General features: G+C 68.0%; 23 protein-coding genes and 1 tRNA gene. 16 read left to right on the forward strand and 8 right to left on the reverse strand.

The features are described from left to right. Positions 1–29 precede the first annotated feature (29 nt). The 11 genes from recJ to A7Q26_RS14365 all read left to right on the forward strand — a co-directional run bounded on the left by recJ (position 30) and on the right by A7Q26_RS14365 (position 12,205). Positions 30–1,796: a single-stranded-DNA-specific exonuclease RecJ gene (gene recJ / locus A7Q26_RS14315; RefSeq protein WP_066860907.1), complete on the forward strand. Its 1,767-nt coding sequence runs from the start codon at positions 30–32 to the stop codon at positions 1,794–1,796. A gap of 103 nt (positions 1,797–1,899) precedes the next feature. Continuing rightward, positions 1,900–1,974, forward strand: a tRNA-Glu gene (locus tag A7Q26_RS14320). A gap of 290 nt (positions 1,975–2,264) precedes the next feature. Next, the gene (locus A7Q26_RS14325; protein WP_066860910.1) at positions 2,265–3,113 is read left to right on the forward strand and encodes a TorF family putative porin; all 849 of its coding nucleotides are present in this window, start codon (positions 2,265–2,267) and stop codon (positions 3,111–3,113) included. A gap of 103 nt (positions 3,114–3,216) precedes the next feature. Then, a complete protein-coding gene (gene kdpF, locus A7Q26_RS14330) occupies positions 3,217–3,306 on the forward strand; it encodes a K(+)-transporting ATPase subunit F (RefSeq protein ID WP_066860912.1) in 90 nt (29 codons plus the stop codon). 16 nt (positions 3,307–3,322) lie between these two features. Beyond that, on the forward strand, positions 3,323–5,026 hold the full coding sequence (gene kdpA / locus A7Q26_RS14335) for a potassium-transporting ATPase subunit KdpA (protein ID WP_066860914.1): 1,704 nt from the start codon (positions 3,323–3,325) through the stop codon (positions 5,024–5,026). A gap of 13 nt (positions 5,027–5,039) precedes the next feature. Beyond that, positions 5,040–7,070 (forward strand): potassium-transporting ATPase subunit KdpB, encoded by a 2,031-nt coding sequence (gene kdpB, locus A7Q26_RS14340; protein WP_066861078.1) that lies wholly within the window; start codon positions 5,040–5,042, stop codon positions 7,068–7,070. Between the two features lie 13 nt (positions 7,071–7,083). Beyond that, positions 7,084–7,686 (forward strand): potassium-transporting ATPase subunit KdpC, encoded by a 603-nt coding sequence (gene kdpC, locus A7Q26_RS14345; protein ID WP_066860916.1) that lies wholly within the window; start codon positions 7,084–7,086, stop codon positions 7,684–7,686. Continuing rightward, on the forward strand, positions 7,683–10,352 hold the full coding sequence (locus A7Q26_RS14350) for a sensor histidine kinase (RefSeq protein ID WP_066860919.1): 2,670 nt from the start codon (positions 7,683–7,685) through the stop codon (positions 10,350–10,352). The genes kdpC and A7Q26_RS14350 overlap by 4 nt, the downstream gene beginning before the upstream one ends. Continuing rightward, a complete protein-coding gene (locus A7Q26_RS14355; protein WP_066860922.1) occupies positions 10,349–11,038 on the forward strand; it encodes a response regulator in 690 nt (229 codons plus the stop codon). Before A7Q26_RS14350 ends, A7Q26_RS14355 begins: the two co-directional genes overlap by 4 nt. A gap of 105 nt (positions 11,039–11,143) precedes the next feature. After that, complete coding sequence (locus A7Q26_RS14360; RefSeq protein WP_066860925.1) at positions 11,144–11,443, forward strand: hypothetical protein; 300 nt, start codon at positions 11,144–11,146, stop codon at positions 11,441–11,443. A gap of 93 nt (positions 11,444–11,536) precedes the next feature. Further along, complete coding sequence (locus A7Q26_RS14365) at positions 11,537–12,205, forward strand: peptidylprolyl isomerase (protein ID WP_066860928.1); 669 nt, start codon at positions 11,537–11,539, stop codon at positions 12,203–12,205. A gap of 6 nt (positions 12,206–12,211) precedes the next feature. On the opposite strand, the gene A7Q26_RS14370 is transcribed toward A7Q26_RS14365, so the two are convergent. Further along, on the reverse strand, positions 12,212–12,448 hold the full coding sequence (locus A7Q26_RS14370; protein ID WP_066860931.1) for a DUF2061 domain-containing protein: 237 nt from the start codon (positions 12,446–12,448) through the stop codon (positions 12,212–12,214). Positions 12,449–12,579: 131 nt separating this feature from the next. On the opposite strand from A7Q26_RS14370, the gene A7Q26_RS14375 reads away from it, so the two are divergent. Both A7Q26_RS14375 and A7Q26_RS25215 read left to right on the forward strand, forming a co-directional pair. Beyond that, a complete protein-coding gene (locus tag A7Q26_RS14375; protein ID WP_066860934.1) occupies positions 12,580–13,320 on the forward strand; it encodes a DUF72 domain-containing protein in 741 nt (246 codons plus the stop codon). Positions 13,321–13,389: 69 nt separating this feature from the next. Continuing rightward, entirely contained in the window at positions 13,390–13,527 is a 138-nt protein-coding gene (locus A7Q26_RS25215; protein WP_198162945.1) for a hypothetical protein, read from the forward strand. Between the two features lie 127 nt (positions 13,528–13,654). Here the strand turns inward: A7Q26_RS25215 and A7Q26_RS14380 are convergent, their stop codons facing one another. Further along, complete coding sequence (locus A7Q26_RS14380) at positions 13,655–13,840, reverse strand: PspC domain-containing protein (protein ID WP_066860937.1); 186 nt, start codon at positions 13,838–13,840, stop codon at positions 13,655–13,657. A gap of 342 nt (positions 13,841–14,182) precedes the next feature. Here A7Q26_RS14380 and A7Q26_RS14385 point away from each other — a divergent pair, with 342 nt between their 5' ends. Further along, positions 14,183–14,572, forward strand: a complete 390-nt coding sequence (locus A7Q26_RS14385; RefSeq protein ID WP_066860940.1) for a gamma-glutamylcyclotransferase family protein — start codon at positions 14,183–14,185, stop codon at positions 14,570–14,572. Positions 14,573–14,594: 22 nt separating this feature from the next. Here the strand turns inward: A7Q26_RS14385 and A7Q26_RS14390 are convergent, their stop codons facing one another. The 6 genes from A7Q26_RS14390 to htpX form a co-directional block, all read right to left on the reverse strand. Next, on the reverse strand, positions 14,595–16,346 hold the full coding sequence (locus tag A7Q26_RS14390; RefSeq protein ID WP_066861082.1) for a heparinase II/III family protein: 1,752 nt from the start codon (positions 16,344–16,346) through the stop codon (positions 14,595–14,597). A gap of 14 nt (positions 16,347–16,360) precedes the next feature. Then, positions 16,361–17,023 (reverse strand): ribulose-phosphate 3-epimerase, encoded by a 663-nt coding sequence (rpe, locus tag A7Q26_RS14395; RefSeq protein ID WP_066860944.1) that lies wholly within the window; start codon positions 17,021–17,023, stop codon positions 16,361–16,363. Between the two features lie 90 nt (positions 17,024–17,113). Further along, positions 17,114–17,605, reverse strand: coding sequence for a diguanylate cyclase (locus A7Q26_RS14400; RefSeq protein ID WP_066860947.1), 492 nt, complete (start codon positions 17,603–17,605; stop codon positions 17,114–17,116). Between the two features lie 54 nt (positions 17,606–17,659). Then, positions 17,660–18,994 (reverse strand): RsmB/NOP family class I SAM-dependent RNA methyltransferase, encoded by a 1,335-nt coding sequence (locus tag A7Q26_RS14405; RefSeq protein ID WP_066860950.1) that lies wholly within the window; start codon positions 18,992–18,994, stop codon positions 17,660–17,662. A 25-nt stretch (positions 18,995–19,019) separates the two neighbouring features. Next, positions 19,020–19,334 carry a hypothetical protein gene (locus A7Q26_RS14410; protein ID WP_066860953.1) on the reverse strand — a complete coding sequence of 105 codons (315 nt, stop codon included), beginning with the start codon at positions 19,332–19,334 and terminating at the stop codon, positions 19,020–19,022. Beyond that, positions 19,334–20,272 carry a zinc metalloprotease HtpX gene (gene htpX / locus A7Q26_RS14415; protein ID WP_232313805.1) on the reverse strand — a complete coding sequence of 313 codons (939 nt, stop codon included), beginning with the start codon at positions 20,270–20,272 and terminating at the stop codon, positions 19,334–19,336. The genes A7Q26_RS14410 and htpX overlap by 1 nt, the downstream gene beginning before the upstream one ends. Before the next feature lie 87 nt (positions 20,273–20,359). On the opposite strand from htpX, the gene A7Q26_RS14420 reads away from it, so the two are divergent. Beyond that, on the forward strand, positions 20,360–20,533 hold the full coding sequence (locus A7Q26_RS14420; RefSeq protein ID WP_066860959.1) for a DUF1674 domain-containing protein: 174 nt from the start codon (positions 20,360–20,362) through the stop codon (positions 20,531–20,533). A gap of 169 nt (positions 20,534–20,702) precedes the next feature. Beyond that, the gene (locus A7Q26_RS14425; RefSeq protein ID WP_066860962.1) at positions 20,703–21,146 is read left to right on the forward strand and encodes a hypothetical protein; all 444 of its coding nucleotides are present in this window, start codon (positions 20,703–20,705) and stop codon (positions 21,144–21,146) included. The last annotated feature ends 21 nt before the right edge of the window (positions 21,147–21,167 follow it).

Consider the following 21,167-nt stretch of genomic DNA (forward strand, 5'->3'; position numbering starts at 1 on the left):
CCGCGCGCGCCAGCGTCTAGAGCCGGTGCATGACATTTGCGCTCAATATCTCGCGATCCATTTCGGGCCAGCCCTGGCGCTGGCGGGGCGCCGGCGCCGACGCGCGCGACCCAGCCTATCTGCCCGACGATCTGGTGACGCAATTGCTGCTGGCGCGCGGCTGCCCGCGCGACGCGGTGGAAGCGCATCGCAACCCCACCATTCGCCAGTTCATGCCCGATCCCAGCCTGTTCCGGGATATGGACGCGGCGGCCGAGCGACTAGCCGACGCGGTGCAGCGCGGCGAGGATGTCCGCATCTTCGGTGATTATGACGTCGACGGCGCGACCAGCGCGGCGTTGCTGATCCGGTTGCTGCGCGACCTGGGCCTGGCGGCGAAGCCCTATATCCCCGACCGCCTGATGGAAGGCTATGGCCCGTCTGGCGAGGCGCTTGTGCGGCTGGCGGGCGAGGGCGCGACCCTGATCGTCACCGTCGATTGCGGGGCGCAGGCGTTCGAGGCGCTGAGCATGGCGCGGGCGACCGGCGTCGACGTGGTGGTGGTCGACCATCATAAATGCGCGACCCAACTGCCCGAAGCCTTTGCGCTGGTGAACCCCAACCGGTTGGACGAACATCCCGACGCGGCCGTCCACGGCCATCTGGCGGCGGTCGGCGTAGCCTTTCTGCTGGGCGCCAGGCTGCTCAAGCTGCTGGATGCCAGGGGCTGGTTCGCCAGCCGGGGCAAGCCGAACATCCTGGACCTGCTCGACATCGTCGCGCTGGGCACCGTGGCGGATGTCGCGCAGCTGCGCGGCCTCAACCGCGCCTTCGTGGCGCAGGGGCTGAAGGTGATGGCGAAGCGGCGCAACATCGGCCTGGCGGCGCTGATCGACGCCAGCCGCCTCACCCGCGCGCCGCTGTGCCATGATCTGGGTTTCGCGCTTGGCCCGCGCATCAATGCGGGCGGGCGCGTGGGTCAGGCGGACCTGGGCGTGCGGCTGCTGACGACGGAAGACCCGGCCGAAGCCGCGCGCATCGCGGCGCAGCTCGACCAGTATAATGAGGAGCGCCGAGCGATCGAATCGACGGTGCAGGAACAGGCCGAGGCGTTGCTCGCCGCCCAGGGCAACCGCGCCGTGGCGGTGATCTCCGGCCAGGGCTGGCACCCCGGCGTGATCGGCATCGTCGCTGGCCGCATCAAGGAAAAGGCGGGCCGGCCCGCCATCGTCATCGCGCTCGACGAAGCGGGCGTGGGCAAGGGATCGGGCCGCTCCATTTCGGGCGTGGACCTGGGCGCGGCGGTGCTGGCGGCCAAGGACAGCGGCCTGCTGGTTGCCGGCGGCGGCCACGCCATGGCGGCCGGGCTGACGGTGGCGGCGGACCGGATCGACGCGCTGGCCGACTATCTGGATGATCGCCTGTCCGCCGCCGTCGCCAGGGCGCGCGACGACCGGGCGCTGCTGATCGACGCGGTGCTGGCGCCGGCGGGGGTCAATCCCGACTTCGTCGCCGCGATCGAACAGGGCGGGCCCTATGGCGCCGGCTGGCCCGCGCCGCTGATCGCCGCCGGGCCTATGCGCGTGATCAAGGCCGATGTCGTGGGCAATGGCCACCTGCGCGCGATCATGAGCGGAGAGGATGGCCGTTCGATCAAGACCATCGCCTTCCGCCAGGCCGAAACCGACCTGGGCCAGGCGATATTGGGGGCGCCGCGCGACCGGCGGCTCTGGGTCGCGGGCAAGGCCAAGATCGACGACTGGGGCAGCCGCCCCGCCGCCGAGCTGCATCTGGAGGACGCCGCCTGGGCCGATTGAGCGGGATTGTCATTTTCTTGTCTTTAGGGGGTTGACCCTTTTGCCGTCGCCGCCTAATTGCGCCCTCGCTTCGCAGCGCTGCCCAACGGCGGCGCCGACGAACGGCCCCTTCGTCTAGCGGTTAGGACGCGGCCCTTTCACGGCTGAAACACGGGTTCGATTCCCGTAGGGGTCACCACCTTCGTCTCCAATGGCGAAGTGCGTGGCAGTCAAGATCCTCCGATATCTACAGATCCGACGCAATGCCCTGCGCTGCCGCGCGGGCGGGCGAGCGTCGATTGTTGCAGCGGGTGCGCGGCGCTTTCACCCGCACGCGTCGGCGATCCGTCGGCCTGCGTGCCGACTATATGCAAATACTATGGAGATCGCCCTGGCTCCATCTCGATACTTAATGGCGGTCGGCAATATCTGAATGGCCTCACGAATCGTGCCCGGACCCTCGCGGCGCGTCTGTTGGGGGATATTTGCATGATACGCCTACCGGCCTTCGCGGCCGTCCTTCTTCTTTCCGCCCATGCCCCTCTGGCCTTCGCGCAGGATGATCCCGGCCCGTCCGACGTCACCGTCAGCGGATCGGTGGCGCTGGCGTCGGATTATCGCTTCCGCGGCATTTCCCAAACCGACAAGGCGATGGCGGTGCAGGGCGGGCTGACCGTCGCGCATCGCAGCGGGCTTTATGCCGGCGCATGGGCCTCCAACCTGGCGGGCTGGGGCACGTTCGGCGGGGCGAACATGGAACTGGACCTGATCGCCGGTTACAAGCTGCCGCTGGCGGACGGCGCGGCGATCGACGTCGGCCTGACCTGGTACATGTATCCGTCGGGCGCCGACAAGACCGACTTCGCCGAACCCTATGTCAAGCTCAGCGGCACCGCCGGTCCTGCGACGCTGACGGCGGGCGTCGCCTATGCGCCCCGGCAACAGGCGCTGGGCCGCTGGTATGCGACCGGCGCGGACGCCGCTTCGGGCGTCTATACCGATCCGGGCGCGAAGGACGACAATCTCTATCTGTGGGGCGACGCGGCGATGGCGATCGCCGGCACCCCCTTCACCGCCAAGGCGCATGTCGGCCACAGCGACGGCAATCGTGGGCTTGGCCCCAATGCGACCAGCGTGGCGCCGACCGGCAGCTACTGGGACTGGTCGCTGGGCATGGACGCGACCTGGCGCAACCTGACACTGGGCCTGTCCTATGTCGACACCGACATCGGCCGCAGCGAGGCCGCCTATCTGCAACCCAGTTTCAGCAAGGGCCAGGACGGCGCCGGCTCGATCGCCGACCCCACGCTGGTCGTGGCGCTGACCGCTTCATTCTAGGGAGACGCATATGCAGGATCTGCTCTGGATCGGGGTCATGGCCGGGCTGCTGGCGGCGACGCTGGCCTATGCCCGTCTGTGCGATGGCGCATGAGGTGCGGCCATGACGATTGACCTCTGGCTCGCGGCGCTGACCGCGCTTGGCCTCCTCCTCTACCTGGTGGCGGTGCTGATCCGCCCCGAGCGCTTCTAGAAAGGAGCCCGGACCGATGACCATCCAGGGCTGGATTCTCATCCTTCTCTTCGTCGGCTTGTTGCTGGCCGTGACGAAGCCCGTCGGCGCATGGCTGTTCGCGCTGTATGAAGGGCGGCGCACGCCGCTGCACGCCGTGCTGGGGCCGGTCGAGCGCGGTTTCTACCGCCTCGCCGGCATCGACCCGGACGAGGAACAGAGCTGGCGTCGCTATGCGGTGCACATGCTGCTGTTCAACTTCGTCCTGACGCTCTTCACCTATGCGGTGCTGCGGCTTCAGGGCCTGCTGCCGCTCAATGGCCTGGGCTATGGCGGCGTGGGCGCCGACGGCGCGTTCAATACCGCCATCAGCTTCACCACCAACACCAACTGGCAATGGTATTCGGGCGAGGCGGCACTGTCGAACCTCAGCCAGATGCTGGGCCTGACCATCCAAAACTTCCTATCGGCTGCGACGGGCATCGCGCTCGCCTTCGCCTTCTTCCGGGGCTTTGCGCGGCGGGAAGCGAAGACGATCGGCAATTTCTGGGCCGACGTGACCCGCGTGACGCTCTATCTGCTGCTGCCGATCTCCATCGTCTATGGCGTCTATCTGATCGCGTCGGGCGTGCCGCAGACGCTGGCCGCCTCGGTCGACCTGACCACGCTGGAAGGCGCGAAGCAGACGCTGGCGCTCGGTCCGGTCGCGAGCCAGGAAGCGATCAAGATGCTGGGCACCAATGGCGGCGGCTTCTTCAACGCCAACAGCGCCCATCCGTTCGAAAATCCGACCGCCCTGACCAACCTGGTGCAGATGCTGTCGATCTTCGTCATCGGCTTCGGCCTGACCTGGTGTTTCGGCAAGGCGGTCGGCAACACGCGGCAAGGCTGGGCGATCCTGTCGGCCATGCTGGTCCTGTTCCTGGCGGGCGTGACCGTCACCTACTGGCAGGAAGCGGCGGGCAACCCGATCCTGCACAGTCTGGGCGTGCCCGGCGGCAATATGGAGGGCAAGGAAGTCCGCTTCGGCATCGCCGCATCCGCCCTTTTCGCCGTCGTCACGACCGCCGCCTCCTGCGGCGCGGTCAACGCCATGCATGACAGCTTCACCGCGCTGGGCGGCATGATCCCGCTGTTCAACATCCAGCTGGGCGAAGTCGTGGTCGGCGGCGTCGGCGCGGGCATATACGGCTTCCTGCTGTTCGCCATCCTCGCCGTGTTCGTCGCGGGGCTGATGGTCGGACGCACGCCCGAATATGTCGGCAAGAAGATCGAGGCGCGCGAGGTCAAGCTGGCGGTGCTAGCGATCGCGGTGCTGCCGCTCTGCATCCTTGGCTTCACCGCCATCGCCGCAGTGCTGCCCGCCGGTCTCGCCGGTCCGCTCAACAAGGGACCGCACGGCTTTTCGGAGATACTCTACGCCTTCACATCGGCCACCGGCAACAACGGCTCCGCCTTCGCCGGGCTGACCGCAGGCACGCCCTTCTACAACAGCCTGCTGGGGATCGCGATGTGGCTGGGCCGCTTCTTCGTGATCGTACCGATGCTGGCGATCGCCGGCAGCCTGGCGGCCAAGAAGCATGTGCCCGAAAGCGCCGGCTCCTTCCCGACCACGGGTCCGCTGTGGATCGGGCTGCTGGTGGGCATCGTGCTCATTGTCGGCGGCCTCACTTTCCTGCCGAGCCTCGCGCTCGGTCCCATCGCCGATCATCTTGCGATGATCCATGGCCAACTTTCCTGAGAAGGGGCGCCGGATGGCACGCGCTACCAGTAAATCCCTGTTCACGGCCGAACTGATCGTTCCGGCGATCGGCGACGCCGTCAAGAAACTCAATCCCAAGGAACTGATCCGCAACCCGGTGATGTTCGTCACCGCCTGTGTCGCGCTGCTGATGACCGTCCTGCTCGGCATCGGCGGCGACGGGCTGGCGGTCGGCTTCAAGCTTCAGCTGGTGCTGTGGCTGTGGCTGACGGTGCTGTTCGGCACCTTCGCCGAGGCGCTGGCCGAAGGACGCGGCAAGGCGCAGGCGGCGTCGCTGCGCGCCACCAAGGCGGAACTGACCGCCCGCCGGGTGAAGAATGGCGGCACGGAGGACGTGCCCGCCAGCCAGTTGCGCGCGGGCGACCTGGTGCTCGTCACCACGGGCGACCTGATCCCCGCCGATGGCGAGGTGATCGAGGGCGTCGCGTCGGTGAACGAGGCGGCGATCACCGGCGAATCCGCGCCGGTGATCCGCGAGGCGGGCGGCGACCGTTCCGCCGTGACGGCCGGCACCCGCGTCATTTCCGACGAGATCAAGGTGCGCGTCACGGTCGATCCGGGGCAGGGCTTTCTCGACCGCATGATCGCGCTGGTGGAGGGAGCGGAACGGCAGAAGACGGCATACGAGATCGCGCTGACCATCCTGCTGGTGGGCCTCACCATCATCTTCCTGATCGCGGTCGGCACCATTCCGGCGTTCGCGGCCTATGCCGGCGGGACCATTCCCGTCGCGATCCTGGCTGCGCTGCTGATCACGCTGATCCCGACCACCATCGCCGCCCTGCTGTCGGCGATCGGCATTGCCGGCATGGACCGGCTGGTGCGCTTCAACGTGCTGGCCAAGTCGGGCCGCGCGGTCGAGGCGGCGGGCGATGTCGACGTGCTGTTGCTCGACAAGACCGGGACGATCACCATCGGCGACCGGCAGGCGTCGGAGTTCCGCGCGGTCGGCGGCACACGGCCGGAGCAACTGGCCGAAGCTGCCCTGCTGGCCAGCCTGGCCGACGAGACGCCCGAGGGGCGATCGGTTGTCCTGCTGGCGCGCGAGCGATTCCATGTGTCCGCCACCGCCCTGCCCGAAGGCGCCGAAGTCATCCCCTTCACCGCCCAGACGCGCATTTCCGGCGTCCGGATCGGCGACCGGCTGATCCAGAAGGGCGCGGTCGATTCGATCCTGCGGGCCAATCCGGGCCTGGGCGAGACGGCCGCCGCCACCGAGTTGCGCCGCATGACCGACGAGATCGCCCGCGCCGGCATGACGCCGCTGGCGGTCGCGCAGGACGGCCGGCTGCTGGGCGCGATCGCGCTCAAGGACATCGTCAAGGCCGGGGTGCGCGAACGTTTCGCCGAACTGCGCCGCATGGGCATCCGCACGGTGATGATCACCGGCGACAATCCGCTGACCGCCGCCGCGATCGCGGCCGAGGCAGGGGTCGATGACTTCCTGGCGCAGGCGACGCCCGAGGACAAGCTGGCGCTGATCCGCAGCGAGCAGCAGGGCGGGCGGCTGGTCGCCATGTGCGGCGATGGCACCAACGACGCGCCCGCGCTGGCACAGGCCGATGTCGGCGTTGCGATGAACACCGGCACGCAGGCCGCGCGCGAGGCGGGCAACATGGTCGACCTGGACAGCGATCCGACCAAGCTGATCGAGGTGGTGGGGCTGGGCAAGCAGATGCTGATGACGCGCGGCGCGCTCACCACCTTCTCGGTCGCCAATGACGTCGCCAAATATTTCGCGATCATCCCGGCCATGTTCGTGGCGCTCTATCCGGGCCTTGGGGTGCTGAACGTGATGGGACTGGGAACGCCGCAGAGCGCGATCCTTTCGGCCATCATCTTCAATGCGCTGATCATCCCGCTGCTGGTGCCGCTGGCGCTCAGGGGGGTCGCCTACCGGCCGATGGGCGCGGGGCCGCTGCTGGCCCGCAACCTTGCCGTCTACGGCCTGGGCGGGCTGATCGCGCCCTTCGCCGGCATCAAGATCATCGACCTGGCCGTCACCGGCCTGGGTCTGGCCTGAAGGAGGCCATGACATGAGCAAAGACTTCCTCTCCTCGCTGCGGCCCGCGATCGTCATGACGATCCTGTTCGCCATCCTGCTGGGTATCGCCTATCCGCTGGCCTTGACCGGTATCGGCCAGGCCGTCCTGCCCGCGCAGGCCAATGGCAGCCTTGTCCGGGACGAGCGCGGGACGATCATCGGATCGACCGTGATCGGCCAGGCCTTCACGTCCGACCGCTATTTCCAGACCCGGCCCTCGGCGGCGGGCAAGGGCTATGACGGGCTGGCCTCGGCCGGTTCCAACCTCGGCCCGGCGGCGCAGGCCCTGACCGACCGGGTCAAGGCCGATGTCGACAAGCGGCGGGGCGAGGGCGTGACCGGCCCGGTCCCCGCCGATCTGGTGACGGCGAGCGGATCGGGCCTCGATCCCGACCTGTCGCCCGCCGCCGCGCTGGCGCAGGTCGACCGCATCGCCCGCGTGCGCGGCGTTTCGCAACTGCGGTTGCGCGATCTGGTGCGCCGTCATATCGAACATCCCATGCTGGGCTTTCTGGGCGAGGATCATGTGAATATATTGGCGCTCAACCGGGAGCTTGACCGGCTGCCGCCAGTGCCCGAGCGCGCGTCGCGTTGAACGAGCGCGACCGGCCCGACCCCGAAGCCTTGATGCGCGCCGCCGCGCAGGAAGGCCGCGGCCGGCTCAAGATCTTCCTTGGGGCGGCGCCGGGGGTCGGCAAAACCTATGAAATGCTGGTGCAGGGCGCCGCGCGACAGAAAGCGGGCGCCGATGTCGTCGTCGGTGTGGTCGAGACCCACGGCCGGATCGAGACCCAGGCGCTGACCCAAGGGCTCGAAATACTGCCGCGCCGGTCGATTGCCTATCAGGGGCATGTCCTCACCGAAATGGACATCGACGCGCTGCTGGAGCGGCGTCCGGCGCTGGCGCTGGTGGATGAGCTGGCGCATACGAACGCGCCGGAAAGCCGCCACCCCAAGCGCTACCAGGATGTTGAGGAACTGCTCGACGCGGGGATCGACGTCTATTCGACGCTCAACATCCAGCATGTCGAGAGCCTGAACGATGTCGTCGCCTCCTTCACCCGTGTCCGGGTGCGGGAAACCGTGCCCGACAACATCCTGGAACAGGCCGAGATCGAAGTCGTCGATATTCCGCCCGCCGAACTGATCGAGCGGCTGAAGGAGGGCAAGGTCTATCTGCCCCAGGAGGCGACGCGCGCGCTCGCTCACTTTTTTTCCAAGACCAACCTGTCGGCCCTGCGCGAACTGGCGCTGCGCCGCGCCGCGCAGGCGGTCGACGCGCAGATGCTGGAGGATCTGCGCGCGCAGGCGCTGGGCGGCACCTGGGCGGGTGGCGAGCGCATCCTGGTGGCGGTCAGCGAATTGTCGGGCGCGGAAGAGCTGGTCCGCGCTGGCAAGCGGATTTCCGACGCGGCGCGGGGGCAGTGGAGCGCGATCCACATTGAAACGCCCCGCGCGCAGCAATTTGGTGAAGAGGACAGGCGCAGGATCGCGTCCGCGCTCAACCTGGCGTCCAGCCTGGGCGCGACTGTGGCGACGGTGCCTGGCGCGTCGGTGGTCGAGGGGCTGAAAGCCTATGCCGCCGAGGCGCGGGCCACCCAGCTGGTGGTCGGCAAGTCGATGCGATCGCGCTGGTTCGAATGGCGGCATGGATCGGTGGTCGACCGGCTGGTGCGCGAGACACCGGGGGTCGCCGTCCATGTCCTTCCGCTCGACGGAAGGCGCCCCGGCTTCCGGCCGTTGTCGGCGATCCGGCGGGGCGACTGGGGCGCGCCATCGGGCTATGCGTGGACGATCCTGCTCGTCGCGCTGGTGACGATGGGCGGGACGGGCCTGTTCCACGTCCTCGACCTGGGCAATGTCGGCCTGCTCTACCTGGTGCCGGTCATGGTGGCGGCGAGCCTGTTCGGCCTGCGCACCGGCTTGTTCGCGGGCATCCTGTCCAGCCTCGCCTATAATTTCTTCTTCCTGCCGCCCACCGGCACGCTGACGGTCAGCAATCCCGAGAATATCGTGTCGATCTTCGTGCTGCTGGGGGTCGCGGTCGTCACCAGCCAGCTGACCTCGCGCGTGCGGGCGCAGGCGGACATGGCGGCGACGAGCGCCCGGATGAATGCGGCGCTTGCCGGCTATCTGCGGCGGTTGACCGCGCGGGGCAGCCTGGACGAGGTGATGGGCGCGGCCTGCCATGAGATCGCGCATCTCCTGAATCTGCGCGTGGTGATCCTGGAGATGGGTGCCACCGGCCTGACGGTGCAGGCGACCAGCGAAGCGGGCGCGCGGATGGAAACGATGGAGCTGGCCGCCGCCCAATGGGTATGGGACACGGGACAGGCCGCCGGACGGGGAACCGGGAGCCTCACCGCGTCGGACTGGCAGTTCCAGCCGCTCAAGGCCGGGGATCGCGTGCTGGCGGTGCTGGGCCTGGCCCGCGACGACGGGCGAGACCCCATCCGGTCGGACCAGCTCGCGCTGCTCGGCAGCCTGCTCGAACAGACGGCGCTGGCGCTGGAACGGCTGCGGCTGGAGGCGGAGATGCGCGACCTCGACAAGGTGCGCGAGCGCGACCGGCTGCGCGCCGCGCTGCTATCCTCGGTCAGCCACGACCTGCGCACCCCGCTGACGTCGGTGCTGGGGGCAGCGGCGGAACTGCGCAAGCGAATCGACGACCCGCTGCTCGACACGATCGAGAGCGAGGCGATGCGGCTCAACCGCTTCGTCGCCAATCTGCTCGACATGGCGCGTGTCGAAGCCGGGGCGCTGCGGCTGCATGTCGAGCCGGTCGACCTGACCGATGCGGTCGGCGCGGCGGCGCATGATGCGCGCCGGTCGCTGGAAGGACATCCGATCCGGCTGGACGTGCTGCCCAGCCTGCCGCTGGTCAATGTCGACCCGCAGCTGTTCCACCATTGCCTGCTCAACCTGCTCGACAATGCCGGCCGCTACGCCGACCCCGGCACGCCGATCACGATCCGCGCCGAGCGGGTCTATGGCGAGTTGATCCTGTCGGTGCTGGACGAAGGGCCGGGCCTGCCGCCGGGGCGCGAGCAGGAGGTGTTCGAGACGTTCCGCCGACTGGAAGGATCGGACCGGTCGATCAGCGGCACGGGCCTTGGCCTTGCCATCGTGAAGGGATTTGCCGAAGGCATGGGCATGACCGTGCGCGCGGCGAACCGGGAGGACAGGCGCGGCGCGGCGTTCAGCATCCATTTCCCGGAGGAACTGCTGGTGAGCGCGACAGCGATGGAAAGCGATCTATGAGCGGGCAGCAGATTCTTGTCGTCGACGATGAAATCCATATCCGCCGGCTGTTGCAGGGCACGCTGGCGCGCGCGGGATACCATATGGTGGAGGCGACCAGCGCCGCGCAGGCACTGGAGGAGGCCCGGCGGGCGAAACCGGACGCGATCCTGCTCGACCTTGGCCTGCCCGACCGGGACGGGCTGGAGATCATCCAGCTGCTCCGCGCCATCGGCCCCGCGCCGATCATCGTCGTGTCGGCGCGCGAGGCGACCGACCAGAAGGTCGCCGCGCTGGACCTGGGCGCGCACGACTATGTGACCAAGCCCTTCGACAGCGAGGAAGTGCTCGCCCGGCTTCGCGCGTCGCTCCGCGATCGCATCGAGGCGCAGGGCGCGCCGCCGGCGGTGCGATCGGGCGCGGTGGTCATCGACCTGGCGAACCGGACCGTCACCCGCGACGGCGAGGAGGTGCATCTGACCCGCAAGGAATATGACGTTCTGGGCCAGATGGCGCTGCATCCGGGGCGGGTCGTGACCCACCAGAAGATATTGCAGGCAGCCTGGCCGCTGGAGCATGACCGCCGCATCGACTATCTGCGCATCGTCGTGCGCAACCTGCGCCAGAAGCTTGAGGCGGACCCGACCCGGCCTGCGCTCATCGTCAATGAGCTGGGCATCGGCTATCGGCTGATCGCCGAGGGCTGAGCCGCCCGCCTTCGCTATGAAAACACTATGGGATGGGCGCTAGCCCCGTCTCGAATCCCTATGCGCCGCTGGATAGATGGAGGGCCGCTACCAAGGGAGAGCGGCATGTCGAATCACGGAAAGCGGGGTCAGGATCTGGGGCTGCGGACGGGCGGGCTGCTGCTTGCCATCGTCGGCGGTGTCGCAGTGCATCTTCTATGCCGGCTGGTTCCGATGCCGCATCGGCATGGCGCGACGCCGGTCGAATATCTGCTCGCGGCATCCGGCTTCCTGAGTCTGAGCGTGGGCGCCGGGCTGGTTGCGCTGGGGCGGCACATATTCGATCCGGTGCCCATTTCCGCACGCTGGGCCGAGGGGCATGTCACAGGGGCGCGCGTGGACGCGATGGCGCGCGACGGCGGGTGACGCCGGGCGGGGGCGTGGCGCCGGTTGCGCGGCGCCTGCGGCGGCTCTACGGCTGCGGCTTCCCTTTTGCCCGCTTCGAGTGCCTGTCCGTCGATGCATCGCCTGTTCTGCCTGTTCGTCCTGCTGCTGGGCCTAACGCCGGTTTCCGCGGCGGCGCTGCCCGCCAACCGGCCCACGCCCGGCTTTACCCGCGTCGCGATCGAGACATCGGTGGGCAGGATCATCGTGGCGCTGGACCAGAAGCGTGCGCCGCGCACCTCGGCCAATTTCCTGGCCTATGTCGACGACGGGCGGTTCGACGGCGTCACCTTCTATCGGGCAGCGCGGCGCAAGAGCGATCCGAAATATGGTCTCATCCAGGGCGGGATCGATACCGATGCGCGCCGGTCGCTGCCGCCGATCCCGCACGAGCCGACGACCCGCACGGGCATCCGCCACCTCGACGCCACATTGTCGATGGCGCGACCCAACCGGCCCAATTCGGCGATGGGCAATTTCTTCATCACCATCGGCCCGACGCCCAACATGGACGCGCGCGGCGACTATATCGGCTACGCCGCCTTCGGCCATGTCGTGGCCGGGATGGACGTGGTGCGGCGGATACTGGCCGTTCCGACTTGTTGCGGGTCGGGGCCGATGCGCGGGCAGATGATCGTCAAGCCGATCGCGATCCTGCGCGCGCGCCGGCTGGATGGCACGCCCCGGCCGACGCGCGGCGTCAAGCCCTGGCTGATCGGGCTGAAACGGCAGACAGCGAAATAGACAATATCAGGCGAAGGCGGCCTGACCGCGCAGCCAATCCCGCCCGCTGCCGCGGGGAGGCCGGGCCTGGATCTTCTTCCAAGCCTGTTCGTGGAAGAAGAAGGCGACGGCGTTGATCACCGGTTCGATCAGCGCGATGCCACCCGCCAGCGCGACCGACCCCGTCATGAGATAGGCGACGGTGAAGCCGACGGTCAGGTGGATGGTCAGGTAAGTCCCGGTCTTGATGAGGTCGAGCGACATGGTGGCGTCTCCTTGGTTGATTTGCAAATAAGAGTCGTTCGCAATAATTGCCACCCGCTTTTTCCGCTGGCTCTGATCGGCTGGCGCGATCAGAAGTGGGCAGACCGGACAGGCGGCAGAGGAGCGGCGCGATGGCGGGACGGATCAGGGTCGGGATCGGCGGCTGGGTCTATGAGCCATGGCGCGGCAGCTTCTATCCGCAGGGGCTGCGGCAGAAGGACGAACTGGCCTATGTCGGGCAGCATCTCACCGCGACCGAGATCAATGCGACCTATTATAGCAGCCAGAAGCCCGCGACCTTCGCCGGCTGGGCTGGTGCGGTGCCCGACGGCTTCCAGTTCGCGGTCAAGGCGTCGCGCTATTGCACCAACCGGAAAGTCCTTGCCGAAGCCGGCGAGTCCATCGCCAGGTTCGTCGAGCAGGGCATCGCCGAACTGGGCGATCGGCTGGGCCCGATCCTGTGGCAGTTCATGGCGACCAAGCGGTTCGATCCCGACGATTTCGGCGCTTTCCTCAAACTGCTGCCCGCCAGCGTCGCGGGCGTTCCGCTGCGCCACGCGCTGGAGGTGCGGCACGAGAGTTTCGACGATCCGGCCTTTCTCTCACTGGCGCGCGAGGCCGGGGCGGCGGTGGTCCTGGCCGACCATGACGAATATCCCGCGATCACCGGCCATGATGTCGGTTTTTCCTACATGCGGTTGATGCGCGCCAGCGAGGACGAGCCGACCGGCTATGCTCGCGACGATCTTGTCCGCTGGACCGACAGGGCGAAGGCGCAGGCGGAGCGGGGCGACGTCTTCACCTTCTTCATCAGCGGCGCGAAGGCGCGCAATCCGGCCGCAGCCCAGGCGATGATGGTGGCTTTAGGGTAACAGGTCTGTTGCATTTGATGCAATCGGAAAGCCGTCCTTTGCGATTGTTACAGGAGTATGACGGGCGTAATGGCCCGCATCCCTCAGGACGGGGGGTCGAGTCTTGTAACTATGGAGCAAAATATGCGTCAGGCTTTTCAAGGCGCTGTGCTGGCCGTTGCGGTCGGCGTGCAGATGCTGACTTTCTATTCGGTGCTTTATGCCTGATCGCGGTCTGACCGCGATCTTCATCCCGACTGTTCGGGATGCCAAAAGGCCGCTCCTGGGTTGAACCAGGGCGGCCTTTTTACTTTGCAGCGACTGTGAATGGGGACGACCGCGGGCCGGGAAGGCATCAGCCCTCCGCCAGCCAGCCAGCGAGCAGATAGGCCACGACGCCAATCGGCCCCAGCGCGCAGAGCGTCAGCAGGACCAGCGCGACGCGGAGCAATGTGACATCGATGCCGGTGCGGTTGGCGATGCCCGCGCACACGCCCATGATCTTGCCGTTGCGGCGGTCGAGGGTGAAGCTGTTGTTCATGAGTCTGGCCTTCTGCTTGGATATATTAGGATGGGGAGGCGGAGCCGATCAGGCGATCGGCACCACCGGGACGGCTGCGCCGACGAACAGGCTGGCGAGCATGACGGCGCCGACGAGGGCGAGGGCGGCGTTCTGGAACTTGGCGATGGACATGGCTGATACTCCTTGATGTAGTGGCCGGACCATCCGGCCTTGATGCCGGCAGTTTTGCAGGGAGCGTGCCAATTTCGGTTTCTGGCGGAATTGCGCGCATTTCCTCGATCCAGTCCAATTGGACGTGTGTAAAAAATTCTGCCTTTTGGGGAAAATTGCCGCAATGTGGCGAAAAATTCCGGAGGTTTCATGAGTGCTCCCCTTCTCTTCGTCTATGGGACGCTTCGCGCCGGGTTCGACGGGGCGATGGCGCGGCGGCTATGGGCGGAGGCGCGGCTTGTCGGGCCTGCCAGCATCGGCGGGGCGCTATACCGGGTCGCCGATTATCCGGGCTTCGTGCCGGGCGCGGGCGGGCCGGTGGCGGGCGACCTGTTGGCGCTGGAGGATGCCGATGCCACCCTCGCCTGGCTGGATCGCTATGAGGAATGCGATCCGCTGTCCCCCGCGCCGCACGAATATCGGCGCGCGCGGATGGTGGTCGAGGGGCCGACGGGGCCAGTCGAGGCCTGGGTCTATGTCTATGCGCGCGATCCGGCCGGGCTGGCGCGGATCGAGAGCGGCGACTATCTGTGCGGCTGATCGGGCGGCCTGATGCCCCTCTTCACGCCATCCGCTTGAGCAGCCAGCCGATGCTGGAGCCGCCGGGCAGCGCCTCGCTGGTCACGACCAGCTGCCGGGTGGTATGGGGACGGCCATCGCCATCGACCCAGAGGCTTTCCTCGACGCTGAGCAGGCCCGTCCCGGTGCGGAACTGCCAGGGTGCGCCGAGATCGAGGCGGAGCAGGGCGCCCTGATTGTCCGCCGTCAGCGTCGGCTCCACCCCGGGCGCGAGGTGGAAGCGCAGTTCCACCGGCTGCTTGCCGGGCCTGCGCCGTCGCTCGGCCGGGGTCAGCATGTCTTCGCCCCGGATTTCCTTGCCGTCGCCGCTCAGCAACAGCAGGCGGCGATGGATATAGCCCAGTCGGCGGACATAACCGTCATGGGAGAGGTCCAGCCGGCTGCCATTGTCCAGTTCCTGCCGGTTCAGCTCGACTTCGGTCACGCCCTTGCCCAGCGTGCCGTCGGGCAGCAGGGCGGTGGAATTGCTGTCCTTGAGGACGAGCGTGCTGTGCGCCGCGGTGGTGCGCAGCCCCTGCGCCAGGTCGCGGGGAATCCACGCGCCTTCCAGCCCGGCACCGCCGCAATTGACGATCAGGCGCGCCGGCCCGTCGCTGATCTCAATCGCGCCGGTGGAGGCGCAGCCCGCTTCGGCGAGGCGCGCGACCGGCGGCGGGGCGCCGTCGATCTGGATCACGGTCGTGCCGGCGGCGATCCGCTGATAGCCCCAGTCGCGGGCCTGACGCAGCGGCCGGGCGCGCACCCGGCTGGCCTGCACCACCGCCTCGACCGTCTGCGGCGCGATCGCGCCCGCGCCCTGCCAGTTGCCCAGCCCGCCATCGCCATGGGTGAGGGCCAGCAGCGCGGGCACTGCGCGGGTAAGGGCGTCGGTCAGGCAGGCGGGCGCCTTTTCCCGCCGCACGTCATAGACGGCGCGCAGCATGGCCAGCGCCATGATCGCCTCCAGCTGCGCCAGCGGGGATCGCGAGACGATGCCGCCATCGGGATGGAAGCTGCTCTCGATCGCGCGCTTGAGGCCCGCTTCGCCAAAGATCCGTCGCGCTTCCCCGCCGGGGATCAGCAGCGCGGCGGCCAGGATCGCGCTCCAGGCGACAAGGCGCGGCAGGCCCATCGGCGCCTTGTCGGCGCTCCGGTCGAGATGGCGGGCGGTGCGCGCGATGCAGTTGAGCACCAGCGATCGGTAGACGAGGTCGCTGGAGGAAAGGATCAGCGGCGCGTGGGCGGTCCAGAAGAGCAGGCGCCAGCCGGCATTGTCGGCGCGCCAGGCCGGTTCGCTGGGGGTTTCGGCATGGGCGTCCAGCCATTTGCGCATCACCGCCTCGGCGATCGGGGCGCCCTGCTCCCGCGACGCGCTGCCGGCGAGATCGCGCAGCCAGCGGAAGCCGTGCAGATAGTCGGCAAAGGCGGGGCTGGCCGAAAGCCGGGCGAAGTCGAGCGTGGCGATCGGCTGCTTCTGCCCCCGGAACAGGAAATAGCCGGCCCGGATCGCCGCCCCGGCGCGTCCGTCCCCCGGCACCTCGTCATCGGGCACGGCGAGCAATTTGAGCGGATATTTGCCCTTGAGCTTGCGGCCGTGGATCGGCGTCTTCCAGCTCAGCAGGTAGAAATGATTGGCGATCCGCTGGGCCAGGGACAGCCCCTTGTCATCCGCAACGCGGATCAGGCGCTTGCCCTGCTCGATGCCGTCGGCGCCGGCATCGGCGGACGGCGCTTCGGGCCGGGAACGGGCCGAGATGCGCCGGGGCTCGCTCACCCGCCCCGCAGCTTCCGGATATTGTCGGCATAGGCTTGCGCGCCGCCGCGGAAGGTGGCGGTGCCGGCCACCAGCACGTCGGCGCCGGCCTCGATCGCCCTGGGCGCCGTGGTGAAGTCGATGCCGCCATCCACCTGCAAATGGATGTCGCGGCCCGACTTGTCGATCATCTTGCGGATCGCCTCGATCTTGCGCAGCTGGTTCTCGATGAAGCTCTGGCCGCCGAATCCGGGGTTGACGCTCATCACCAGGATCAGGTCGACATCATCCATCAGATAGTCGAGCATCTTGGCCGGTGTGCCGGGGTTGAGCACCACACCCGCCTTCACGCCCAGCGACTTGATATGCTGGACGGTGCGGTGGATATGAGGCCCCGCCTCCGGATGGACGGTGATGATGTCGGACCCGGCCGCCGCGAAGGCGTCCAGAAACTGATCGACCGGCGAGATCATCAGATGGACGTCGAAGGTCTTTTTCGTATGCGGGCGCAGCGCCTTCACCACCGCCGGGCCGATCGTGATGTTGGGCACGAAATGGCCGTCCATGACGTCGATATGCACCCAGTCGCAGCCGGCTTCGTCGATGGCGCGTACCTCCTCGCCCAGGCGGGCGAAGTCGGCGGAGAGGATGGAGGGCGAGATGAGGATCGGACGGGTCATTAACCGTTCGCCTTAATCGCCACCGGGGGCAAGGGCAACGGGGATTTGGGGACGAGTCGCGATTGTTCGCCAGCGCCCGCGCAACCGCCTTCAAAGCATGACGAAAATCGTCGGGTCCAGGCGGGGCGAGGATGCCGCGCCCTGGGGCAGCAACTGCTTGACGCCATGGAGCGCGACCACGCTCCCTTCGCGGTCCACCACCGGCGCGGCGATCAGCCGCATCGCGCAGGCGCCCATGCCGTCGGCCTGTTGGATGTCCACGTCCAGGGTGAAGCCGCGCTTGTGGCGGATCGCATAGGCGCGCAGCCGCTCCATCGGCTCGCGCGAATCCGGAGCGTAGAGCGACACGGCGAGCGGGCGGGGCACGTCCAGATCCCGCTCCAGTCCGAATATGTCGTAGACGCCGGCGGTCCAGCTCAGACGGTTGTCCTGGAGGTCGCAGAACCAGAGGCCCAGGCCCCGTTCGGCCAGCGCGATATCGTTGCGGGCGATGGTCGGATCGAGAAGCACCGGCGACAGATGGTCGCGCAGCGCATAGAGCGGCCAGCTATGGTTCAGCGGCAATGGCTCGGTCGGACGCATGGGCGGCGCACCTTGTGAAACGGACGATCCATTCTGAGCCCTTATGGTTAAGGCTTAGTTGGCCCGCTTTGCAAGTCGCGCGACGAAGAATCCGTCGACGCCGCCCTGGGCGTCCAGCATGTCGGGCAGGCTGCGCAGCCAGCCCTGCGGCGTCGGCGCCATGCCTGTTGGCAGTTCGCCCGCTTCGGCCGGCAGCAGCGTGAAATCGGGATGGGCGGCCAGGAAGCGTTCGACCTGTTCCTCGCCCTCCGCCGGTTCGAGCGAGCAGGTGGCGTAGACGATGCGCCCGCCCGGCTTGACCCACGCCGCGGCGCGGGCAAGCAGCTCACCCTGCAATTCCGCCAGTTCCGCGATCTGGCGCGGACCGATGCGGTGCAGCACGTCGGGATGGCGGCGATAGATGCCGGTCGCCGAACAGGGCGCATCGAGCAGGATGGCGTCCACCGGTGCGTCGGGTTGCCACTGCCGCAGGTCGGCCTGCACGATGTCGGCGGACAGGCCGGTGCGGGCGAGATTCTCGGCCAGCCGCTCCAGCCTTTTCTTCGACTGGTCGACGGCGGTAACGCGCCAGCCTGCGGCGGCGAGCTGCATCGTCTTGCCGCCGGGCGCGGCGCACAGGTCGAGCACATGGCGCGGCCCATCTTCGCCGGTGCCCGGTCCCAGCAGGCGCGCGGCGCAGGCGGCGGCGATGTCCTGCACCCACCAGGCGCCCTCGGCGAAGCCCGGCAGGTCTGGGATGGCCGCGCCGCCCTGATCGGGATTGGTGGGCAGGCGCACATGGCCGGGCGCGAAGGAGACGCCACCCAGTTCATCTGTCCATGTCGCTGTCGCATTCGCATCGCGCAGGCTGACGTCGACCGGCGGGCGCACGGCGTAGGCGCGCGCCGCCGCTTGCGGCATCGCCTCGCCCCATTGGCGCGCCCAGCGCTCGGCGACCGGTGCGGGCAGGGTCGGCGGATCGGGGAGGGCGGGCGCACTGCGCGTCACCGTGCCGAACACGCCATGGACCAGCTTGCGCGGGCCGCCATCGACCAGGGGCAGGGCGGTGGCGATCGCGGCATGGGGCGGGGTGTCCATCCGCAGCACCTGCGCGAGCGCGATGCGCAGCACCATCCGCGCCTTGGCATCGTCGGGCAGCACCTGCTTCGTCGCGCCGTCGATCAGCGCGTCGAGATCGGGCAGGTGCCGCAGCACCTCGGCGGCGATCGCGTGAACCAGCGCGCGGTCGGCGGGCGGCAGCCCCTGCGCGGCGCCATGCAGCGCCAGCTCCAGCGGATCGCCCCGGCGCAGCACCGCGTCCAGCAGCCGCAAAGCGGCGCGGCGCGCGGGAAAGCCGGGGACATCGTCGGCGCGGGGCGCGGCGGAACGGGGGGCAGGGCGGCGGGGCATCAGCGGCCCCTACGCGCTTTCGCCCTCAAAGAAAATGGGAGACGCCGATGCCGATGCCCATGAACAGGGCGATCCAGGACAGGATGCCGATCCAGAGCGCCAGCCAGTCCGACCGGCGAGGCCGTGCATGGACGCCCTTGGGCACGGTGCGGAGCGAGGAAGGGATGCGCTTGCCGCCCAGCGTGACCAGCGCGATCACCCGGCGGCCAACCCCATGAAAGAAGCGCGCCGTGTGGCGGGAAAAGACATGCTCGACGGTCAGGTCGACCACCAGGCCGCCGGCATGGCGCAGCACCACGCCTGCCGCATCGACTACGACCTCGCCGATCTCGTCGACCATCAGCGCCCGTGCGGGTCGAGCGCGCTGCGGCGGCGTCGCGGGGCGGGTGACAGGGGAGCGGGTGACAGGGCGGACGCGCGCGGGGCTGCGGTCAATGCCGGCGCGCCCATCTCCTGCGCAATGTCCTGCAAGGCGGCGATGCGCTTTTCGGTCGCCGGGTGGGTGGAGAAGAGTTCGCTGACATGGGTCGGCACGATATAGAGTTGCGCCGCCGCCGGGTTGCGCTCCGCGACCGGATTGGGGATCATTTCGGCCCGGCCCGAAATCTTGGCGAGGGCGGAGGCGAGCGCATGGGGATTGCCGCTGATTTCCGCCCCGGCGCGGTCGGCGCCAAATTCGCGGGTGCGGCTGATCGCCATCTGCACGATCATCGCGGCGAAGGGCGCGACGATCACCGCGGCCAGGCTGGCGAGGATGTTGCCATGGCCATTCTCCTCGTTCGACCCGCGGAAGAAGAGGCCGAAATTGGCAAGCATCGAAATGGCGCCGGCGATCGTCGCGACCATCGTCATGATGAGGGTGTCGCGATTCTTCACATGGCCAAGTTCATGCGCCATCACGCCCGCCACTTCCTCGCGGCTCAGCATAGACAGCAGGCCGGTGGTCGCGGCGACGGCGGCATTTTCGGGGTTGCGGCCGGTGGCGAAGGCGTTGGGCGCATCCTGGTCGATGATATAGACGCGCGGCATCGGCAGTCCCGCCCGCTGCGCCAGTTCCCGCACCAGATTATAGAAGTCGGGCGCGCTGCCAGCGTCGACCTCGCGCGCGTCGTGCATCCGAAGAACGATCTTGTCCGCGTTCCAGAAGGTAAAGAGGTTCATGCCGGCCGCCACCAGCAGCGCGATTACCGCGCCGCCGCTGCCGCCCAGCGTATAGCCCAGCGCCATGAACAACGCCGTCAGCGCCGCCAGCAACATGGTCGTCTTCATTCCGCTCACTTGCACTTCGCTCCTTTGCGGCCCAGATAGCCCGGACAGCATGAATATGGGGTGGATAAGCCCCGCCCGCAATCGAAAGGCCGCCTTATGGGACGTTTCAACGGCAAGCGCCCGGCGCATGTAAAGCCGCCCGCTCATCTCTCCAAAAGCCCGCCTGTGCCGCAGCCCGACCCGATCGACAGCCCGTCGCGCCATGACGAGGAATTGAGCCCGGTGCGCTATGGCGATTGGGAGCGAAAGGGAATCGCGATCGATTTCTGACCCTTGGCGTGCGCGACTCGGTTCGCCGTCGATTTAGCACGTCTGCCGATGGTCCGTGCCGCTGGTGCGGGGAGAGCGTCCGTCCGCTCTGGCCTTTTTCCTCCGCTTTTGTGCAGGACTTTGGCCATAAGAGGAGTTTTCGGGCGTGGGTGTGCAACTTGTTTCGGATATGTCTGTGAAGCCGGTATCGGGCTATGCGCCGGAAGATGCGGCACTGCTATGCGCGGTGGGACGGCTCGTCTGTGCCTGGACCATGCTGGAGCAGAGCCTGGAGGCCAAGATCGGCATGTTGCGCGATGCGATGGGGGACGTCCGCACCATCGGCGCGCGAACCCGGCCGACCATGACCAAGCTGATGACCGAGTTGCGCACGATGGTGGCGATGCGCGACCGGCGCAACGCCAGCGCGCTGACCGAAATATCCGCGATCGAGCGCGACATGCAGCGGATCGACCGGTTCCGTGCGCTCATCATCCAGGGCTTCCAGCAGCCCGAACCGGGCGGTTTCGCCTGCCGCGACCAGCGCAACAATCAGGTGCATGTCAGCCTGGACCAGCTCGAAACGGAAATATCCGCGCTGGAACAGGTCGCGCAAAGACTTCTCGCCGTCTGAGGCGTTGTTGCGCGCGCAAGC

Source organism: Sphingobium sp. TCM1 (assembly GCF_001650725.1).
Taxonomy (GTDB): domain Bacteria; phylum Pseudomonadota; class Alphaproteobacteria; order Sphingomonadales; family Sphingomonadaceae; genus Sphingobium.

Bases quoted from the DNA above. Each gene is read 5' to 3' on its own strand.
- recJ (WP_066860907.1), top strand. From the start codon at position 30: ATGACATTTGCGCTCAATATCTCGCGATCCATTTCGGGCCAGCCCTGG.
- A7Q26_RS14325 (WP_066860910.1), top strand. From the start codon at position 2,265: ATGATACGCCTACCGGCCTTCGCGGCCGTCCTTCTTCTTTCCGCCCAT.
- kdpF (WP_066860912.1), top strand. From the start codon at position 3,217: ATGACGATTGACCTCTGGCTCGCGGCGCTGACCGCGCTTGGCCTCCTC.
- kdpA (WP_066860914.1), top strand. From the start codon at position 3,323: ATGACCATCCAGGGCTGGATTCTCATCCTTCTCTTCGTCGGCTTGTTG.
- kdpB (WP_066861078.1), top strand. From the start codon at position 5,040: ATGGCACGCGCTACCAGTAAATCCCTGTTCACGGCCGAACTGATCGTT.
- kdpC (WP_066860916.1), top strand. From the start codon at position 7,084: ATGAGCAAAGACTTCCTCTCCTCGCTGCGGCCCGCGATCGTCATGACG.
- A7Q26_RS14355 (WP_066860922.1), top strand. From the start codon at position 10,349: ATGAGCGGGCAGCAGATTCTTGTCGTCGACGATGAAATCCATATCCGC.
- A7Q26_RS14360 (WP_066860925.1), top strand. From the start codon at position 11,144: ATGTCGAATCACGGAAAGCGGGGTCAGGATCTGGGGCTGCGGACGGGC.
- A7Q26_RS14365 (WP_066860928.1), top strand. From the start codon at position 11,537: ATGCATCGCCTGTTCTGCCTGTTCGTCCTGCTGCTGGGCCTAACGCCG.
- A7Q26_RS14370 (WP_066860931.1), bottom strand. From the start codon at position 12,448: ATGTCGCTCGACCTCATCAAGACCGGGACTTACCTGACCATCCACCTG.
- A7Q26_RS14375 (WP_066860934.1), top strand. From the start codon at position 12,580: ATGGCGGGACGGATCAGGGTCGGGATCGGCGGCTGGGTCTATGAGCCA.
- A7Q26_RS25215 (WP_198162945.1), top strand. From the start codon at position 13,390: ATGGCCCGCATCCCTCAGGACGGGGGGTCGAGTCTTGTAACTATGGAG.
- A7Q26_RS14380 (WP_066860937.1), bottom strand. From the start codon at position 13,840: ATGAACAACAGCTTCACCCTCGACCGCCGCAACGGCAAGATCATGGGC.
- A7Q26_RS14385 (WP_066860940.1), top strand. From the start codon at position 14,183: ATGAGTGCTCCCCTTCTCTTCGTCTATGGGACGCTTCGCGCCGGGTTC.
- rpe (WP_066860944.1), bottom strand. From the start codon at position 17,023: ATGACCCGTCCGATCCTCATCTCGCCCTCCATCCTCTCCGCCGACTTC.
- A7Q26_RS14400 (WP_066860947.1), bottom strand. From the start codon at position 17,605: ATGCGTCCGACCGAGCCATTGCCGCTGAACCATAGCTGGCCGCTCTAT.
- A7Q26_RS14405 (WP_066860950.1), bottom strand. From the start codon at position 18,994: ATGCCCCGCCGCCCTGCCCCCCGTTCCGCCGCGCCCCGCGCCGACGAT.
- A7Q26_RS14410 (WP_066860953.1), bottom strand. From the start codon at position 19,334: ATGGTCGACGAGATCGGCGAGGTCGTAGTCGATGCGGCAGGCGTGGTG.
- A7Q26_RS14420 (WP_066860959.1), top strand. From the start codon at position 20,360: ATGGGACGTTTCAACGGCAAGCGCCCGGCGCATGTAAAGCCGCCCGCT.
- A7Q26_RS14425 (WP_066860962.1), top strand. From the start codon at position 20,703: ATGTCTGTGAAGCCGGTATCGGGCTATGCGCCGGAAGATGCGGCACTG.